The following is a 14,135-nucleotide window of genomic DNA, read 5'->3' as shown; positions in this document are numbered from 1 at the left end:
CCATGCCCTGGGTCTGGGACCGCCGGGGGGAGGGGGTGAAGGTTTATGCGGGGTATGCGGGAGGTGCAAGTTTTGAGTTAATGCATGGACGCTTAGAGCGCGCAGAACAGGCTGTGGTATCCGCAAGGTGTTCCCCATGGGGGAAGCAGCTTCATTGGGCCTCCCTAGTCATCGGTTGCTTTCCCGTAGGGAAACATCTTGAGGCCCATTTTATCGGGGATCTTCAACACCGCGTAAGTCCAGTTTCCCGTCAGGGAAACCCCTTGCGGGCGTGGAGGTAGCGCCAGAAGGGCCTAGGCTAAAGGGTGACCACCTGGTCCACCCGCCCCTCGAGGGCCCGGTACAGGTCGGGGAAGCACCCCACCTCCACCCCCTCCACCACGTGGGCCGCCACCCGGCAGTCCCCGGGGGTGGTGCGCCCCTCCCCTTCCGGGGTGCACCAGCGGGGCTCCCCCTGGGCGAGGCCCCGCTCCAGGGCGCAGAGGTCGCACATCATGAGGAGGATCCCCCTCTCCTTGGCCACCTTGGCGAGCCTCTCCCCGATGGGGTTCCCCTTCTGCAGGACCAGGACGTTGTCGTCAAAGAAGAAGATCCCCGCCACCTCCGCCCCGTGGACCCCGGCCTCCAGCTGGGGCAGGATCATCTGGGCGAGCTTGTGGCTCGCGGCCCTGGGACTTGAAAGGACGTAGGCCACCCGCATCTTTGCGCCTCCTCCTAGTGCTCCACGCCCTCCACCTGGAAGAGGGCGATGTTCATGGGCTTGCCTCCCACGGAGAAGCGGCCAGAAACCTGGAAGCGATCCAGTTCTACCCGGACCACCTCCCCCCTTACGGGATCGGTGACGAAGGCCACCCCGTGGCCCACAGCCATCCTCGCCGTGGGCGCGCCCTGGGCTTCCGGGCTCACCGCCTCCAGGCTCGCCACCACCCGCCGCTCCTTGGGGTCTAGGCGGTGGAGGCGGCCGTCCGCGGTGAGGACGTAGAGGGCTTTCCCGTCGGGGTCAAAGGCGAAGGCCAGAGGCCTTGCGGGAAGAGGAAGGGCTTCCAGGCGCCCCTCCTTGGGAAAAACGAAGAGCAGCCCCTGTCCGAAGTTCCCCACCAGGAAGGGGTGGGCGGGGTGGGAAGCGAGGACGCCCACCCGGGCTCCCTGGGGACTGCCGGGAGGGTAGGGCAACTTGCGCCCTACGAGGCCCCGGCCCCTTTGCTCCACCAGGAGGACCCCATCGGCGCAACCGAAGGCGGCCACCTCTCCCAGAACGGCCTCCCCGTGAAGCCTGGGGCAGGCCTCGGGAAGGGCGAGGACCCGGGTTCCCCCAAGGGTGTAGGCCTCCACCCTCCCCCCTTCCAGAGTCCCCACCAGGAGGGTCTCCCCCAGGAGGACCACGGCCCCGTGGTCCGCTCCCCCGGTGGCGACGAGCCTAGGGGTGAGGTCCAGGCCAAGCCTGCGCAGGTCAAAGAGGGCCACGGTCCCGTCGCCGTCGTGGAAGACGGCAAGCCAGGGTTCCCCCACGTGGGCGTGGGTGGGCTTGGGGCCCGTGCGCAGGGTGGCCGCCACGTAGGGGTTTTTCGGCTTGACGTCCTTATGCTCCCCGTGGTCCTCGAGGTCCAGTCCTCCGTAAAGGAAGCCCACCGCGTCCCCGTCCCGGTGCACCATGAGAACGTACTGGCCACCGGGCAAGGAGTAGAGGGCCGCGGGGGAAGGCACCGTGAAGCGGCCAAGCTCCTTCCCCTCCTCGTCGTACACGGCCACCACCGGCTTTTCGGCGTCCGCCACCGCCACCCGGGTGTAGAGCTTCTCGCCGCCGTGCCCGTGGTCCTCTTGGCCCTCGGCCAAGGCCAAAGCCAAGACCAAACCCAAAAGCGCGCCTACCCAACCTTTCCGCATACCTTACCTCCTTTGCGCTACCTCGCAGAGCCTTTCCCGGTTCCACCGGAGGAGGTCCAAGTAGGTGGGCACCCTCCGGTCCAGGGCATCGGTATAGAGCACCACCAGCCTGGCCCCAAGCTCCTCGGCCAGGCGCCTTAGGGGAGCGGGGTCGTACTGGGGCTCGGCCACCACCAGGTCCACCCCCTTGAGGCTGGCTTCCTGGAGAAGGGCGATGCGGCCGCGAACCCCCATGTCCTGCCCCAGGGCGTCCCGCAAGACCCCCACCACCTCCAGGCCGTAGCGGCGGGCCAGGTAGGAGAGGGAGAGGTGGGCCACCACCACCCGCAACCTGCGCCCCTGCAGGCAAGCCCCCAGGGCCCTGTCCTCCTCGAGGGCCCTTTCCCGGAAGCCGGCCAGGTTCTTCTGGAAGTTGGCCTCTTCCCCCGGAAAGAGGCGGGCAAGCTCAGAGGCGATGACCTCGGCGTAGCGCACCCCGTAGGTGGGGTCCAGCCACATGTGGGGGTCGCAGTCCCCGTGGAGGTGGACCCCCTTCTCCTTAAGCCCCAAGAGGCCACAAATGGGGTCGGGCATGGCCGGGGCAAGCTCCACCACCCGCGCCCCCGGGGGCAGGAGGGCCCTGAGCTTGGGGAGGTAGGGCTCGAGGCCGAGCCCGTTGGCGATGAGGAGCCTCGCCCGGGAGAGCTGCAGGGCGGTGGAGGGCCTGAGGTCAAAGGCGTGGGGGTCGGCCCCGGGCGGGACCACGCTTTCCACCCCGATCCGTCGCCCCGCCACCTCCTGGGCGAGGCTGGCCAAGACGGCCGTGGTGGTCACCACCGGGGCCTGGGCCCAGGCCAGCCCCAAGAGGGCGAGGGCTAAGCCTACAACGCGCTTCATTCGCCAGCTCCTCCCTCTTCCTCAGGGAAGAAGGCCTTCCAGTCCTTCACGTGCCTCCTCGCCCCAGGGGGAAGCCGCCTCAGGAATCGGCCCCGCCCCTCCCCCCGCAGGGCCGCCACCCGGGCCTCGTAGCCCCGCAGGAAGGGGAGGAGGTGGGCGAGGCCCTCGGCGAAGGGAAGGGGCTCGGCCCCAGGGTGGACCTCCGGCGGGTAGGGGGGAAGGAAGGCCCGGTAGAAGCGCTCCTTGGGCCGGTGGTAGAGGACCCCCCGGTACCAGATTCCCGTGGAGTGGAGCACCGCCTCCTCCCCCAGGTAGAGGCTGGAGCCCACGCCCTGGGGGTGGGGCCGCTTGGCAAACCCAAGCGCCTCCAGGAGGCCGTGCTCCGCGTCCAAACCCATGAGGTACATGACCACGGGCATGGGGTTCATGGCCGCACCAAGGCGAGGCGGGTGGGGCTTCCCCCGGTGCGGAGGTAGCGCACCACCCTGCCCTTGGCCACGTCCACCTCCGCCACCAGCCCCAGGTGGGGCAGGCTCACGTAGGCGAGGCCTCGCTCGGGCCAGAGGGCGAGGTCGGGGTAGATGGCCCCACCCGTGTCCTCGTCCATCTCCGGGAAAGGCCTTGGGGAGACCCGCACCTTGAGGAGGAGCCTGCCCTCCTTCGCCTCCCGCACCTGGAGGGTGCCTTCCGTGAGGAGGACATAGAGCCTCCGGCCGTCCGAGGCTCCCCTAAGGAAGACGCCCTCGAGGGCGATGGGGACAAGGGTAAGGCCCGCGGGGTCCAGGCGGTGGAGGTGCCGCACCCCGTCGGAGTAGCCGAAGAAGACCCCTTCCCCTTCCAGGAAGGCCCCGATCCGCTCCCCGGCCACGGGGTAGGGGAGGCGGGCCCGCTCCCTTCCCCCCTCCAGGACCAGCACGTCCCGGGCGCAGGCGAAGAAGCTCCGCCCCGTCCCCGGGTGGAAGGCCTCCCCGTGCTCCACGGGGCAGGGGAACCGCCCCGCCTCCTCCCCGCCCAGGCCCTTGGGGTAGAGGACCACCTGCCCCCGGGCGAGGAGGGTGAGGTAAGTGCCCTCGGGGGCCTCCACCAGGTGGTAGTGGTCGGGGTTCGGGAGGCGGACCCGCTCGTGGAGGAAGGCGGCCTCGGGAGAGAGGGCCTCCTCCCCGAAAAGAAGGGCCTCGGCGGTCCTCTCGGAGAAGGCCAGGAGGCGCCCCCTGTGGGTGTAGGGCTCGCTCCCGTGGCCAATGTTCCAGCCCTTACCGAGGAGGAGGCTCTTGGCCACCACGGGCCGGCTCCAGCGCCCCTCCTCCTTTCCGGTCCAGACCACGGTGAGCCACTGCCGGTCCGTGTCCCGGCCGCGGGCGACCAGGAGGTAGCGGCCCGAGGGAGTGGCCACCAGGCTCATGCCCTTGGGGGGCAGGGAGAGCTCGGCCACCACCTTTCCCTCGGGCAGGTCCAGGGAGAGGAGGCGGCTTCCCTGGGGGCCGTTGTCCAGGGCGAAAAGCCTTGCCTCCGCCGGGAAAGCCTCCTCCTGCTCCGGTACGGTACCGTGGGCCAGAACGGGGAGGAGGGCCAGTCCTAGAAAGAGGGCCAACTGCGGTCTTGGCATAGCGCACCTCCGGGGAACGATAATGACATAGCATTTTCACTAAAGTCAAGTCAACCGGGAGGGCTACGGGGCAGGGCTTGCCCCCTTGCCGCGCCTATGGCGCCCTACCCCTTTTGGGCGGGCTACACCCTGCGGGTGACCTGGGGGTGGGGCTCTTGTCCACGCCTGGAGGTGGCCCCGGCGGACCCGAACCCGCCCCTCAGCCGCCCGCCGCGCTGAGCGCCGCCAGGGCCAGGGAGAGGTGGTCCTTGAGGACCAGGGGGCCAAGGCCGTGTTTGGCCCGAAGCCTTTCCAGGTAAAAGGCCCGCTCCTCCCGCCTGGCCCCGTAGCTCTGGTTGGTCCCGTGGACCCTCACTCCCAGGTTCCGCCCCTTCAGGTAGCGGAAGGGAAGTCCCACCCGGTAGGCCCGAAGCCAGAGGTCCCAGTCCCAGTAGTCCCCCATCGCCGGGTCCAGGCCGCCGAGGTCCAAGAGGGTCTTCTTCCTGAGGGCCGTCCCCGAGGCCAGAAGGAGGTTGTCCTTTAGGAGCCCTTCCCCCACCTCCCCGGGGCGGAAGGGCACCTCCTCGCCGGGGAGGAGGAGCACCCCCTCCCCGTAGACCACGGCCTCCTTTCGGTCCAGGGCCCGCTGGACCCGGTAGAGGTAGGCGGGGTCCAGGAGGAGGTCGTCGTCGTCCAGGAAGAGGACCACCTCCCCCTGGGCCATTTCCAGGGCCTTCTGGCGCGCCTCCACCTGGCCCCGCCCCGGGTTCGGGAAGGCCCGGAAGCGGGGGTCTTCCCAGGAGGCCACCGCCTCGAGGCCCTCCCCATCCCCGTCGTCCACCACCAGGGCCTCAAAGTGGGGGAAGGTCTGGCGGAGGAGGGAGCCTAAGGCCTCGCGGAGGAGGTGGGGCCTCCCCTTGGTGGGGATGAGGACGCTAATCATCGGCCAAAACGGGCTGGAGGCGGGCCTCGTCGGTGAGGTCCAGCCGGAGGGGGGTGGCGGCGATGAAGCCCTGGTCCACCGCCCAGCGGTCCGTGCCCTCCTCGGCCTCGGCCCGGGGCTTGGCGGCGAACCAGTAGAAGGGGCGGCCCATGGGGTCCTCCCCCGGCACCACCACCCCCTCGTAGGCCCGCACCGACTGGCGGGTCCAGAGGAAGCCCTTGGGCCTCAAGGGGAAGTTCACGTTCACCAGGAAGGGCCTCTCCAGCCGGAGGAGGGTCTCCAAGGTGCGGAGGAGCCAGGGCCTGAGGGCCTGGAAGTCCGGAGCCTCCCCGTTGAGCCGCACGCTGAAGGCCGCGGCCGAAAGCCCGAAGAGCCGCCCCTGCTTGGCCGCGGCCACGGTCCCGGAGTGCCAGATCTCGTGCCCCAGGTTGCTCCCGAGGTTCACCCCCGAAAGCACGAGGTCCGCGCCGCCAAAGAGGTGGAGGCCCAGGGCCACGCAGTCGGCGGGGGTGCCCCGGACCCGGTAGGCGGGGAACTGGGGGGTGGAAAGGGGCGCGGGGTGGGGGTAGGCCCGCACCGGGTGGGCGATGGTGATGGCGTGGCCCGTGGCGCTCTGCTCCGTGTCCGGGGCGGCCACGAAGACCTCCCCGAAGCGGCTTGCCGCCTCGGCCAAAGCCCAGAGGCCTGGGCTGTAGATGCCGTCGTCGTTGGTCACCAGGATCCGCATGCCCTCACCCTAGCCCTCCCCTGTCAGAAAGGGGTCAGGGCCGGGGCCCTTGCCCCGGCCCTGGCCCTATGACCCTAGCGGGCCGCCACGCTCCGGTTGTAGCGCTCCAGGGCGGCGTCCGCCTTGGCCTTGGCCTCCTTGAGGGCCTCCCCTGCGGCCTTGCCCTTCAGGATCTCCTCCCAGGCCGCCTGGACGTACTGGCGGATCTCGGGGAAAGCGCCCATGAGGCAGCCCGCGCTTTCGGCGTTCACCTTGCTGGTGAGGAGCTGCTGGATGGCGGTGGTGTAGTTGGGCTGGCGCACGTGGGCCTGGCGCACCTCGGGGAGCTCGGCGACCCCCTTCACCACGGGGAAGTACCCGGTGGCCAGGTGCCACTTGGCCTGGGTCTTGGGCTCCAGGAGGAAGCGGACGAAGGCCCAGGCCCCCTGGGTTTCCGCCTCGGGGAAGCCCTTGAGCACGTAGAGGGCCGCCCCGCCGATGGCCACGCCGTTCCGCCCCTTGAGGAAGGGGTAGTAGGCCGTGCGCAAGGGGAAGCGCCCCCCGATCTGGCGCAGGACCCCGGTGAGGCTCGCCGTGGAGTAGGCGGCGATGGCCGCCTGCCCCTGGGCGAAGAGGCTCTGGGAGTCCGCCCAGTTGCGCCCGGTGTTGGCCGCCACGCCCTCCCGCACCAGCCGGGCGTACATGTCCAGGAAGGCCACGGCCGCCGGGTTGTCAAAGGTCACCGCCGTGGCCCGGGCCTTGCGGCCGTTCTCGTTGTTGCAGAAGGTGTAGCCCGAGTTGTAGGAGATCTGCTCCACGAACCAGGAGTCAATGGGGATGGAAAGCCCGTAGCGCACCGTGCGCCCTTGGGCGTCCTTCTTGGTGAGCTTGCGGGCCGCCTCCTCCAGGTCCTTGAGGCTCCAGGTGGGCTGGAAGGGGATCCCCGCTTCCTGGAAGGCGGCCATGTTGAAGTAGAGGATGGGGTTGGAGGAGTTGAAGGGGAGGCCGAAGAGCTTCCCCTCCACCGTGTAGTAGTTGCGGGGCTGGGGCAGGAAGCGCTCCAGGTCAAAGCCCTCCTTGCGGGCCAGGTCCTCTAGCGGCACCACCGCTCCCGAGTCGGCCATGATGCGGGCCCCGATATCATAAACCTGGATGACGTGGGGGTAGCCCCGCCCCGCCCTCAGGGCCGCGAGGAGCTTGTTGATCCCGTCGTCGTAGCTCCCCACGTACTGGGCCTTGACCTGCACCCGGTTCTGGCTGGCGTTGAACTCCTTCACCAGGGCCTCCGTGGCCTCGCCCAGGACCCCGCCCATGGAGTGCCAGAACTCCACGGTCACGCGCTGGGCCTGGGCCCCCCCTAGGACGAGGGCGAGAAAGAGAGCCGTACCGATGCTTTTCCGCATACCGCCTCCTATCCCTTCAGCCCGCCCAGGGCGATGCCCCGCACGAAGGCCCTCTGGGCGAGCAGGAAGGCTATGAGGGTGGGGAGAAGGACCAGGATGGCCCCGGCGGCCACCACGTTCCAGCGGGCCACCTCCTCGTTGAGGATGAAGCTCACCGCGATCTGGGCCGTCTGCATCTCCCGGCTTTTGGTGACCACCAGGGGCCAGAGGTACATGTTCCAGGTGCCGATGAAGGTGAGGGCCGCCAGGGCCCCCAGGGCCGGGAGGGCCAGGGGCAGGGCCACGTGGCGGAGCATCTGGAAGTGGCCCGCCCCGTCTATGCGGGCGGCGTCAAAGTAGTCCTCGGGGATGGTCCTGAGGAACTGGCGCAGGAGGAAGACCCCGAGGGGGCTTGCCAGGAAGGGCACGGTGAGGGCGGGGTAGGTGTCCAGCCACCCCAGGCGGTCCACCAGGAGGTAGAGGGGGAGGAAGGTGGCCTCCCCCGGCACCAGGAGGAGGGCCACGGCGAGGCCGAAGAGGGCCTCCCGCCCCCGGAAGCGCATCCGGGTGAGGGCGTAGGCGGCGAGGAGGCTCGTGGCCAGCACCCCTAAGGTGACGGCGGTGGAGACGAGGAGGCTATTCAGGAGGAAGCGGAAGAGAGGGTAGCGGGCCAGGGCTTCCCGGTAGGCCTCGAGGGTGGGTTGGGGAGGGAGGAGGCCCGGGGCGTAGAGGTCGGCCTCGCTCCGCAGGCTGGCGGAGAGGAGGGTGAGGAGGGGAAGGGTCAGGAGCAGGGCGTAGAGGCCCGCCAGGAGGTAGGTGGGAAGGAGCTTCCTGAGGCTACGCATAGTGCACCTTCCGGCCCAGGAGCCAAAACTGGAGGCCCGCCAGGAGGAGGAGGACCAGGAAGAGGAGGAGGGCCTCAGAGGCCGCGAGGGGCACCTGGAAGTTGAAGAAGGCGTCCTGGTACACCCGGTAGATGAGGACCGTGGAGCTCTCCGCCGGGCCGCCCCGGGTGAGGAGGTGGATCTGGCCGAAGGCGGTGAGGCTACGGAGCACCACCAGGAGGCCCACCAGGAAGAGGGTGGGGGAGAGGAGGGGGAGGGTGATGCGGAAGAAGCGGGTTAAGGGCCCGGCCCCGTCCACGGTGGCGGCCTCCAGGACCTCCTCGGGGATGCTCTGGAGCCCGGCGGTGAGGAGGATGGCGGTGAAGCCCACCCCCGCCCAGGCCGTGACCACCGCCAGGGTGGGGAGGGCGAGCTCGGGGGAGGTGAGCCAGGGCTGGGGGGGAAGGCCGAGGGAGGCCAGGGCGCGGTTGGCCCACCCGCCCACGGGGTGGAGGAACCAGCCCCAGGCCACGGCGGCCACGGCGGTGGGCACGGCGGTGGTGAGGAAGAAGAGGGTGCGGAAGAGGGCCACCCCGGGGTAGGGGCGCCACACCAGGAGGGCGGCCAGAAGGCCCAGGAGGAGCTCCAAGGGGGCCACCATGAGGGCGAACTTCAGGGTGAGGAGGGCGCTCTTCCAGAACTCCGGGCGGGAGAGGGCCTCCTGGTAGTTGGCGAGGCCCGCCCAGGCCCGCCCCCGGCCGAAGAGGTTTTCCCGGTGGAGGGAAAGCCAAATGGCCTGGAGGACGGGCAGGACCATGAAGAGGAGGAAGAGCCCGTAGGCGGGGAGGAGGAAGGGGAGGGCCTCGAGGGAGGCGCGCCTTCCGCGGCGTTGGGCTTTGCTCAGGGCCACGGCCATGCTGAGGCCACCCTAGGGGCTCTTCGTCAGGAGAGGGTCATAAAGAAACCCCCGGGGCCTGGCCCCGGGGTGGAGTGAGGCCTCCTTAGAGGGAGCGGCGGAGGAGGTCCTCCCAGGCGGGGTTCAGGGGAACAGCGCCGAGTTCCTTGACGGCCGTCTGCTTCCCGTCCTTCACCGCCACCTGCCAAAGCCGCACCACCTTGGCGTTCAGGTCGGCGGTGACGGCGTAAAGGTTCCCCTTGGCCGCGAGGTAGCGCCCCACCTCGGCGTCTTCCTGGGCCGCCTTACCCACGAAGCCCGGGGCCCAGATGCGGAGGTGGAAGAAGAGGGCCCCGGGGTAGTTGGCCTTGGCCAAGGACCTGAGGGACTCCAGGGTGAGGCCGTAGTTGGTCTCCGGGGTGGCCTGGCCGCCGAAGATGAGGGCCACGGCCTCCTCCTTGGGGGTGAGGGGAGGCACTTCGGCGGGGCTCGGCAGGACCGTGACCGCCATGCGCCGCTTGCCCTCCGCGTCCAGGTAGCCCGCCCCCATGGCCCCCACCAGGGCGGCGCAGATGGAGGTGTTGTTGGTGAGGACGTGGACGCTCTTCAGGCCCAGGACCTCGGCCATGGCCTTACCGAAGGCCTGCCCGGTATAGCCCCTTAGAACCAGGTGCTCTCCCAGGGTAAGGCCCTGAGCCTGGGCGCCGCCAAGGGCCGAAACCGCCGCCAGGAGCAACCAGCCGGTGCGCTGCCTCATGGTCCACCTCCCAAAAGGGACTTGCGTCCCGCTCCAAGCATACCCTACTAGGGTTGGGTATGGCAAGCGGTGGGTCCACCTCGTGCCGGGTAAGCCCCCGTGGGGGCTTCGGGAAAGGCGCCTTTGGGGTTCCTTCGCCTTTCTCCTGGCCAAGGCTTCACCCCAAAAGGGCCCCCTGGCCTTCCAAGGCCCCCTGAAGGCGTTTGAGGAAGGCGAGGGAGGCCTCGAGGCCCTCCCGCACCTCCAGCACCAGGGGCCGGTCCAGGAAGGGGCCGAGCCAGGCCCCGTGGTCCAGCACCCCCTGGCCCAGGCCCCAGTGGCGGTCGTAGATCCCGTCGGTGTCGTTCAGGTGGAGGTGCTCAGGGAGCAGGGCGAGCCAGGGGGCGGGGTCGGGGGTGCGGCTGAAGACCCGGGCGTGGGCGGCGTCAAAGCAGAAGCCCAAAGCGCCCCCGTGGGCCTCCAGTACGGGGGTTAGGGCCTCGGGGTTGGGCTCGTGGGTGTTCTCCAGGAGGAGGCGCACCCCCAAGGCGCGGGCCCGGCGCACCAGGGGGCCCAGGGCCTCGGCGAGGGGCTCGGCCCGGGAGAGGGCTTCCTCCGGGGTCCGCCCGTGGGGGATGCCGGAGTGCAGGACGGCCCGGTCCGCCCCAAGCTCCGCCGCCCGGTCCAGCCCGAAGAGGAGGCGCCTCAGGGTGAGGCCCCGGACCTCGGGGTCCGGGGAGAGCAGGTCCAGGTTCCAGAAGGGGAGGTGGGCGGAGAGGGGCACCGGGGGGCGGGCCTGGAAGAGGCCGTCCTCTTCCAGGAGGGCCGGGTCCAGGTAGACCTCGGCCCCAAGACCCAGGGCGTCTAGGCGGGGGAGGGCCTCCTCGGTCCGCGACAGGGGCAGGGCAAGCCGCACGTCCATGTCCAGCCCTCATCGTGGCCGGGGAGTGTCAGAGCCTGGTCAACCCGTAGGCCTTATCGCTTCTGCTTCCTCGGAGGCCGTGGGGCAGGAGCAAGTTTTGCGCTACCCAATGGGCTCCTTCTCCGGGGTGGGCGGAAGGGAGCACCGGGAGTTTGCAGTCTAGAGCACACCTTCGCCGTCGCGAAGGACACATGTCCCTGCCCTCCCCCTGAAACTCATCCTTGTAGGGCTTGCCCCGGTCCTTCATTGGTCATACCCCCAGGGGCTGAGCCCTAGAAAGGAGGTTATCGTGTATCCGGTTTGGGAAGGGTTCCTCTTCCACTCCGCCTTCCTGGTGGCCATCGTGGCCGTGGCCCACGTCCTCTTCTCCCACGTCACCGTGGCTGCCACCTGGTTCAACTGGTGGGTGGAGCGCAAGGCGCTCTTGGAAGATAAGCCGTACCTCATGGACTACCTCAAGGCCTCGGCCCTAAGGCTTCTCATGCTGGCCTACACCGTGGGGGCCATGTTTGGGGTGGGCATCTGGTTCTCCGTCACCGCCAGCAACCCCCGGGGCATCTCCACCCTCATCCACAACTTCGTCTTCTACTGGGCCGCGGAGTGGTTCTGGTTCATCATCGACGTCTTCGGCATCGCCGTCTACTACTACACCTTCGGCCGGGTGAACCCCAGAACGCACGCCCGCATCGGCCTCATCCTGGCCCTGGCGGCCAGCGGCACCTTGGCCATCATCGTGGGCATCCTAGGCTTCAAGCTGACCCCGGGAGCCTGGATGCAGAGCGGCTTGAGCCTGGACGCCTTTTACAACCCCACCTTCTGGCCCATGCTCTTCGCCCGCTTCGGCCTCATGTTCGCCCTCACGGCCCTATACGCCCTCCTGGTGGCGGGAAGCCTACCCAAGGACCACCCGGCCAGGAAGGAGGTGGTGCCCCTGGCGGGGCGTGTTGGTCTGGTGGGGCTCCTGGTGGGCGTGGGGCTGGTTCTCCTCTGGTACGTGCCCAGCCTGCACGAGCACGCCAAGACGCTCCTTAGGGTGCCGCAGGCCATCCAGCCGGTGTTCTTTGCCAAGATGGCGGTGGGGGTCCTGGCCACCTTCCTGCTCCTGGTTGTAGCCCTGGTCCGGCCTAACCTGGCGGCCCATCCCGTGTTGGCCTACGGCGCCCTGGCCCTGGCTTTCCTGGGCCTCTTCGGCGCCGAAAGGACGCGGGAGGTCCTCCGCAAGCCCGACATCATCTACGGCTACATGGCCTCTAACCAGATCCGGTACGTGGACCTCCCCGCCAGGGGGCTGAAGGCCGAGGAACCCCTTCTCAACCAGGAGGGGGTGCTCAAGCACCTGCCCTTCTCCGTGGCCCCGGGGGCCAAGGCGGCGGCCTCGGCGGGAGGCGGGGGGGTGGACCCGGTGGAGGCGGGCCGGTCCCTGGTGGCCTTGCAGTGCTCCAGCTGCCACACCGTGAGCCGCCAGACCGCCTTCCTCGGGGGGATGCGTCCTCTCGCGGTCATGTTTGCCCGGCGGGGAATGACGAGCAAGGAACAGATCCGCGCCTACCTCGAGGCCATAGGCGGCTTCCCCTACATGCATCCCGTGGTGGGCACGCCGGAGGAACGGGACTTCATGGCGGCTTACCTGGAAAAGTTCGTGCGTGAATACTACGGTGCTAAGGCGCAAGGAGGTGGTCAATGAAGCCGGAAGCCCTTCTCGCCATGCGCGACCCTCTGGGGAGCCCGGTGCACCCGGGGCTGGTGGAAATCCTCCTGGTGGTCACTTACGTGCTACACATCTTCTTCGTCACCACGGCCATAGGGAGCCTTATCCTGGGGCTTTACGGTCTTCGGCGTCCCGAGGAGAACTGGCAGAGGCTCGCCCGGGTGGCCGTGCGCCTCGCCGTCCAGGCCACGGGCCTCGGCATCACCATGGGCATCGCCCCCCTCCTCTTTGTGCAGGTGATCTACGACCCCGCCTGGTACAGCGCCACCACCCTGATGGGCTTATGGACCACCCTCTTCATCCCCGTGGTGGCCCTGGGCTACCTCCTGCTCTACGTCCTCTACCTCAGGGGCAACGTGGCGGGGGTGGGTTACGTGAGCCTGGCGCTCCTCCTCCTGGCGGGCTTCACCATGCACAGCCTGTCCAGCGCGGGCCTCTACCCCTCCCGCTTCCTGGAGTGGTACGCCCCGGGAGGGGTAGCGGACACGAGCGGTACCCGCTTCCACGGCTATAACCTCTCCCGCTTCGCCGCTCTGCTCTTCGGCCAGGCCGCCCTATCCCTAGGAGTGATGCTTCACCTCTTCGCCTGGTACTTCCGCAGGCGCGAGGACGTGCCCGCCACCTTCCTCGCCTTCGTGGAACGCATAGGACAGGGTGCCCTGCGCCTGGGAGGCATCCTCTTCGCGGGCTTCGGCCTGCTCTGGGCCTTTACCCAGGGAAGGGAGCTGGGCTTCGCCCTGCTTTTGGCCCTGATGGCCTTGGTGGTGGGAGGGGTTTTTTACCTCCACGCCTCCCGGGCCACCAAGGAGGGAGCTTTGGGTACCTTGGGCCTCTACTTGGGGGCCCTCCTCCTGGTGGGGCTGGTGCGGGAGGCCATGCGGGCGGGCGCCTGGGGGCGCCTAGGGTACAGCGTCTGGGCTTACCCCTTCGTCTGGGACTGGGGCTCCATTCTCTTCTTCGTGGTCACCGCCCTGGCGGCCATTCCCGTCATCGTCTACCTGGCCCAGGTCCTCTACGCCTCGGGTGCCGGGCCTAAGGGGGGCGACCCCACCCCTCGGGTGGAGCGCTTTGGCGACCTAGGGGTGAGGCTCCTCGTGGGGTGGTTTGCCTTCTACTTCGCCGTGGGGCTTTACGTGGTCCTGCGCAACCTGTGATACGATCCCCCGCGCTGGTCCGCGCCAGCGCGGGGATACCGTAAAAACGATCCCGTAAGGGCTACACGCCTGGGCTTGAATCCATCGGGCCCAGGTGGCCTATGTTTTAGAGGCTATTGGGCTCCCTGGCCTTGGCCCAGGCGGTGGTGGGGGTTTACCCCCTTCCCCCCACGCCCGTTCGGGCGCTCAACCCCCATCTCACCCCCGGGGAGGTGGAGCGGGCCCTGAGGGCGGACTGGCCCACGGAGGCACTACCCTCCTTGGGTTCGGGCCTGGCTTACCTTGGGGGCGGGCGCTTCGTGGGCCTCACCGACCGGGGCCCAAACGGGGACTGCCCGGACGGCCGGGGCAAGTGGTTCCCCCTGCCGCGCTTCGCCCCGGCCCTGGTCTCGAGGCGGGGGCCCTGAAGCTTGAACGGGCGCTCCCCCTAAAGAACCCCCTACCTCAAAACTTGCACCTCCCGCATACCCCGCATAAACCTTCACCCCCTCCCCCCGGCGGTCCCAGACCCAGGGCATGG

General features: G+C 69.1%; 15 protein-coding genes. 3 read left to right on the top strand and 12 right to left on the bottom strand.

Annotated features, from left to right (window positions below; all coding sequences use genetic code 11):
• Nucleotides 1-298 precede the first annotated feature (298 nt).
• The 12 genes from AC01Y6_RS07810 to AC01Y6_RS07755 all read right to left on the bottom strand — a co-directional run bounded on the left by AC01Y6_RS07810 (nt 299) and on the right by AC01Y6_RS07755 (nt 10,753).
• Nucleotides 299-700 (bottom strand): SaoD/DsrE family protein, encoded by a 402-nt coding sequence (locus tag AC01Y6_RS07810; protein WP_476671001.1) that lies wholly within the window; start codon nt 698-700, stop codon nt 299-301.
• A 14-nt stretch (nt 701-714) separates the two neighbouring features.
• Nucleotides 715-1,884: a hypothetical protein gene (locus AC01Y6_RS07805; RefSeq protein WP_428720263.1), complete on the bottom strand. Its 1,170-nt coding sequence runs from the start codon at nt 1,882-1,884 to the stop codon at nt 715-717.
• A 3-nt stretch (nt 1,885-1,887) separates the two neighbouring features.
• Nucleotides 1,888-2,760, bottom strand: a complete 873-nt coding sequence (locus tag AC01Y6_RS07800) for a metal ABC transporter substrate-binding protein (protein WP_428720262.1) — start codon at nt 2,758-2,760, stop codon at nt 1,888-1,890.
• Nucleotides 2,757-3,188 (bottom strand): hypothetical protein, encoded by a 432-nt coding sequence (locus AC01Y6_RS07795; RefSeq protein WP_347240512.1) that lies wholly within the window; start codon nt 3,186-3,188, stop codon nt 2,757-2,759. Before AC01Y6_RS07795 ends, AC01Y6_RS07800 begins: the two co-directional genes overlap by 4 nt.
• Nucleotides 3,185-4,366: a hypothetical protein gene (locus AC01Y6_RS07790; RefSeq protein ID WP_476670999.1), complete on the bottom strand. Its 1,182-nt coding sequence runs from the start codon at nt 4,364-4,366 to the stop codon at nt 3,185-3,187. Before AC01Y6_RS07790 ends, AC01Y6_RS07795 begins: the two co-directional genes overlap by 4 nt.
• 199 nt (nt 4,367-4,565) lie before the next feature.
• A complete protein-coding gene (locus AC01Y6_RS07785; protein ID WP_428716372.1) occupies nt 4,566-5,288 on the bottom strand; it encodes a glycosyltransferase family 2 protein in 723 nt (240 codons plus the stop codon).
• On the bottom strand, nt 5,281-6,015 hold the full coding sequence (gene surE, locus AC01Y6_RS07780) for a 5'/3'-nucleotidase SurE (protein ID WP_347240515.1): 735 nt from the start codon (nt 6,013-6,015) through the stop codon (nt 5,281-5,283). The genes AC01Y6_RS07785 and surE overlap by 8 nt, the downstream gene beginning before the upstream one ends.
• 74 nt (nt 6,016-6,089) lie before the next feature.
• Entirely contained in the window at nt 6,090-7,397 is a 1,308-nt protein-coding gene (locus AC01Y6_RS07775; protein WP_476670997.1) for an ABC transporter substrate-binding protein, read from the bottom strand.
• Nucleotides 7,398-7,405: 8 nt separating this feature from the next.
• Nucleotides 7,406-8,221 (bottom strand): carbohydrate ABC transporter permease, encoded by an 816-nt coding sequence (locus AC01Y6_RS07770; protein ID WP_347240517.1) that lies wholly within the window; start codon nt 8,219-8,221, stop codon nt 7,406-7,408.
• On the bottom strand, nt 8,214-9,116 hold the full coding sequence (locus AC01Y6_RS07765) for a carbohydrate ABC transporter permease (protein ID WP_428721591.1): 903 nt from the start codon (nt 9,114-9,116) through the stop codon (nt 8,214-8,216). Before AC01Y6_RS07765 ends, AC01Y6_RS07770 begins: the two co-directional genes overlap by 8 nt.
• Before the next feature lie 85 nt (nt 9,117-9,201).
• Complete coding sequence (locus AC01Y6_RS07760) at nt 9,202-9,852, bottom strand: hypothetical protein (protein WP_476670996.1); 651 nt, start codon at nt 9,850-9,852, stop codon at nt 9,202-9,204.
• Nucleotides 9,853-10,009: 157 nt separating this feature from the next.
• Nucleotides 10,010-10,753 (bottom strand): sugar phosphate isomerase/epimerase family protein, encoded by a 744-nt coding sequence (locus AC01Y6_RS07755; protein ID WP_347241223.1) that lies wholly within the window; start codon nt 10,751-10,753, stop codon nt 10,010-10,012.
• Nucleotides 10,754-11,042: 289 nt separating this feature from the next.
• Between AC01Y6_RS07755 and AC01Y6_RS07750 the strand changes: the two genes are divergently transcribed.
• The 3 genes from AC01Y6_RS07750 to AC01Y6_RS07740 all read left to right on the top strand — a co-directional run bounded on the left by AC01Y6_RS07750 (nt 11,043) and on the right by AC01Y6_RS07740 (nt 14,022).
• Nucleotides 11,043-12,437, top strand: a complete 1,395-nt coding sequence (locus AC01Y6_RS07750) for a hypothetical protein (RefSeq protein ID WP_476670994.1) — start codon at nt 11,043-11,045, stop codon at nt 12,435-12,437.
• Complete coding sequence (locus AC01Y6_RS07745; RefSeq protein WP_476670993.1) at nt 12,434-13,615, top strand: hypothetical protein; 1,182 nt, start codon at nt 12,434-12,436, stop codon at nt 13,613-13,615. Before AC01Y6_RS07750 ends, AC01Y6_RS07745 begins: the two co-directional genes overlap by 4 nt.
• Nucleotides 13,616-13,731: 116 nt before the next feature.
• Nucleotides 13,732-14,022, top strand: coding sequence for a hypothetical protein (locus AC01Y6_RS07740; protein WP_476670992.1), 291 nt, complete (start codon nt 13,732-13,734; stop codon nt 14,020-14,022).
• Nucleotides 14,023-14,135: the final 113 nt, after the last annotated feature.

It is taken from the genome of Thermus sp., from assembly GCF_056332225.1.
Note: the sequence above shows the minus strand (reverse complement) of the source record. Positions and strands in the feature narration are given on the sequence as shown.

Coding starts and splice junctions, on each gene's coding strand:
- AC01Y6_RS07800 (WP_428720262.1), bottom strand. CDS start 2,760: ATGAAGCGCGTTGTAGGCTTAGCCCTCGCCCTCTTGGGGCTGGCCTGG.
- surE (WP_347240515.1), bottom strand. CDS start 6,015: ATGCGGATCCTGGTGACCAACGACGACGGCATCTACAGCCCAGGCCTC.
- AC01Y6_RS07775 (WP_476670997.1), bottom strand. CDS start 7,397: ATGCGGAAAAGCATCGGTACGGCTCTCTTTCTCGCCCTCGTCCTAGGG.
- AC01Y6_RS07755 (WP_347241223.1), bottom strand. CDS start 10,753: ATGGACGTGCGGCTTGCCCTGCCCCTGTCGCGGACCGAGGAGGCCCTC.
- AC01Y6_RS07785 (WP_428716372.1), bottom strand. CDS start 5,288: ATGATTAGCGTCCTCATCCCCACCAAGGGGAGGCCCCACCTCCTCCGC.
- AC01Y6_RS07745 (WP_476670993.1), top strand. CDS start 12,434: ATGAAGCCGGAAGCCCTTCTCGCCATGCGCGACCCTCTGGGGAGCCCG.
- AC01Y6_RS07810 (WP_476671001.1), bottom strand. CDS start 700: ATGCGGGTGGCCTACGTCCTTTCAAGTCCCAGGGCCGCGAGCCACAAG.
- AC01Y6_RS07770 (WP_347240517.1), bottom strand. CDS start 8,221: ATGCGTAGCCTCAGGAAGCTCCTTCCCACCTACCTCCTGGCGGGCCTC.
- AC01Y6_RS07795 (WP_347240512.1), bottom strand. CDS start 3,188: ATGAACCCCATGCCCGTGGTCATGTACCTCATGGGTTTGGACGCGGAG.
- AC01Y6_RS07790 (WP_476670999.1), bottom strand. CDS start 4,366: ATGCCAAGACCGCAGTTGGCCCTCTTTCTAGGACTGGCCCTCCTCCCC.
- AC01Y6_RS07760 (WP_476670996.1), bottom strand. CDS start 9,852: ATGAGGCAGCGCACCGGCTGGTTGCTCCTGGCGGCGGTTTCGGCCCTT.
- AC01Y6_RS07765 (WP_428721591.1), bottom strand. CDS start 9,116: ATGGCCGTGGCCCTGAGCAAAGCCCAACGCCGCGGAAGGCGCGCCTCC.
- AC01Y6_RS07805 (WP_428720263.1), bottom strand. CDS start 1,884: ATGCGGAAAGGTTGGGTAGGCGCGCTTTTGGGTTTGGTCTTGGCTTTG.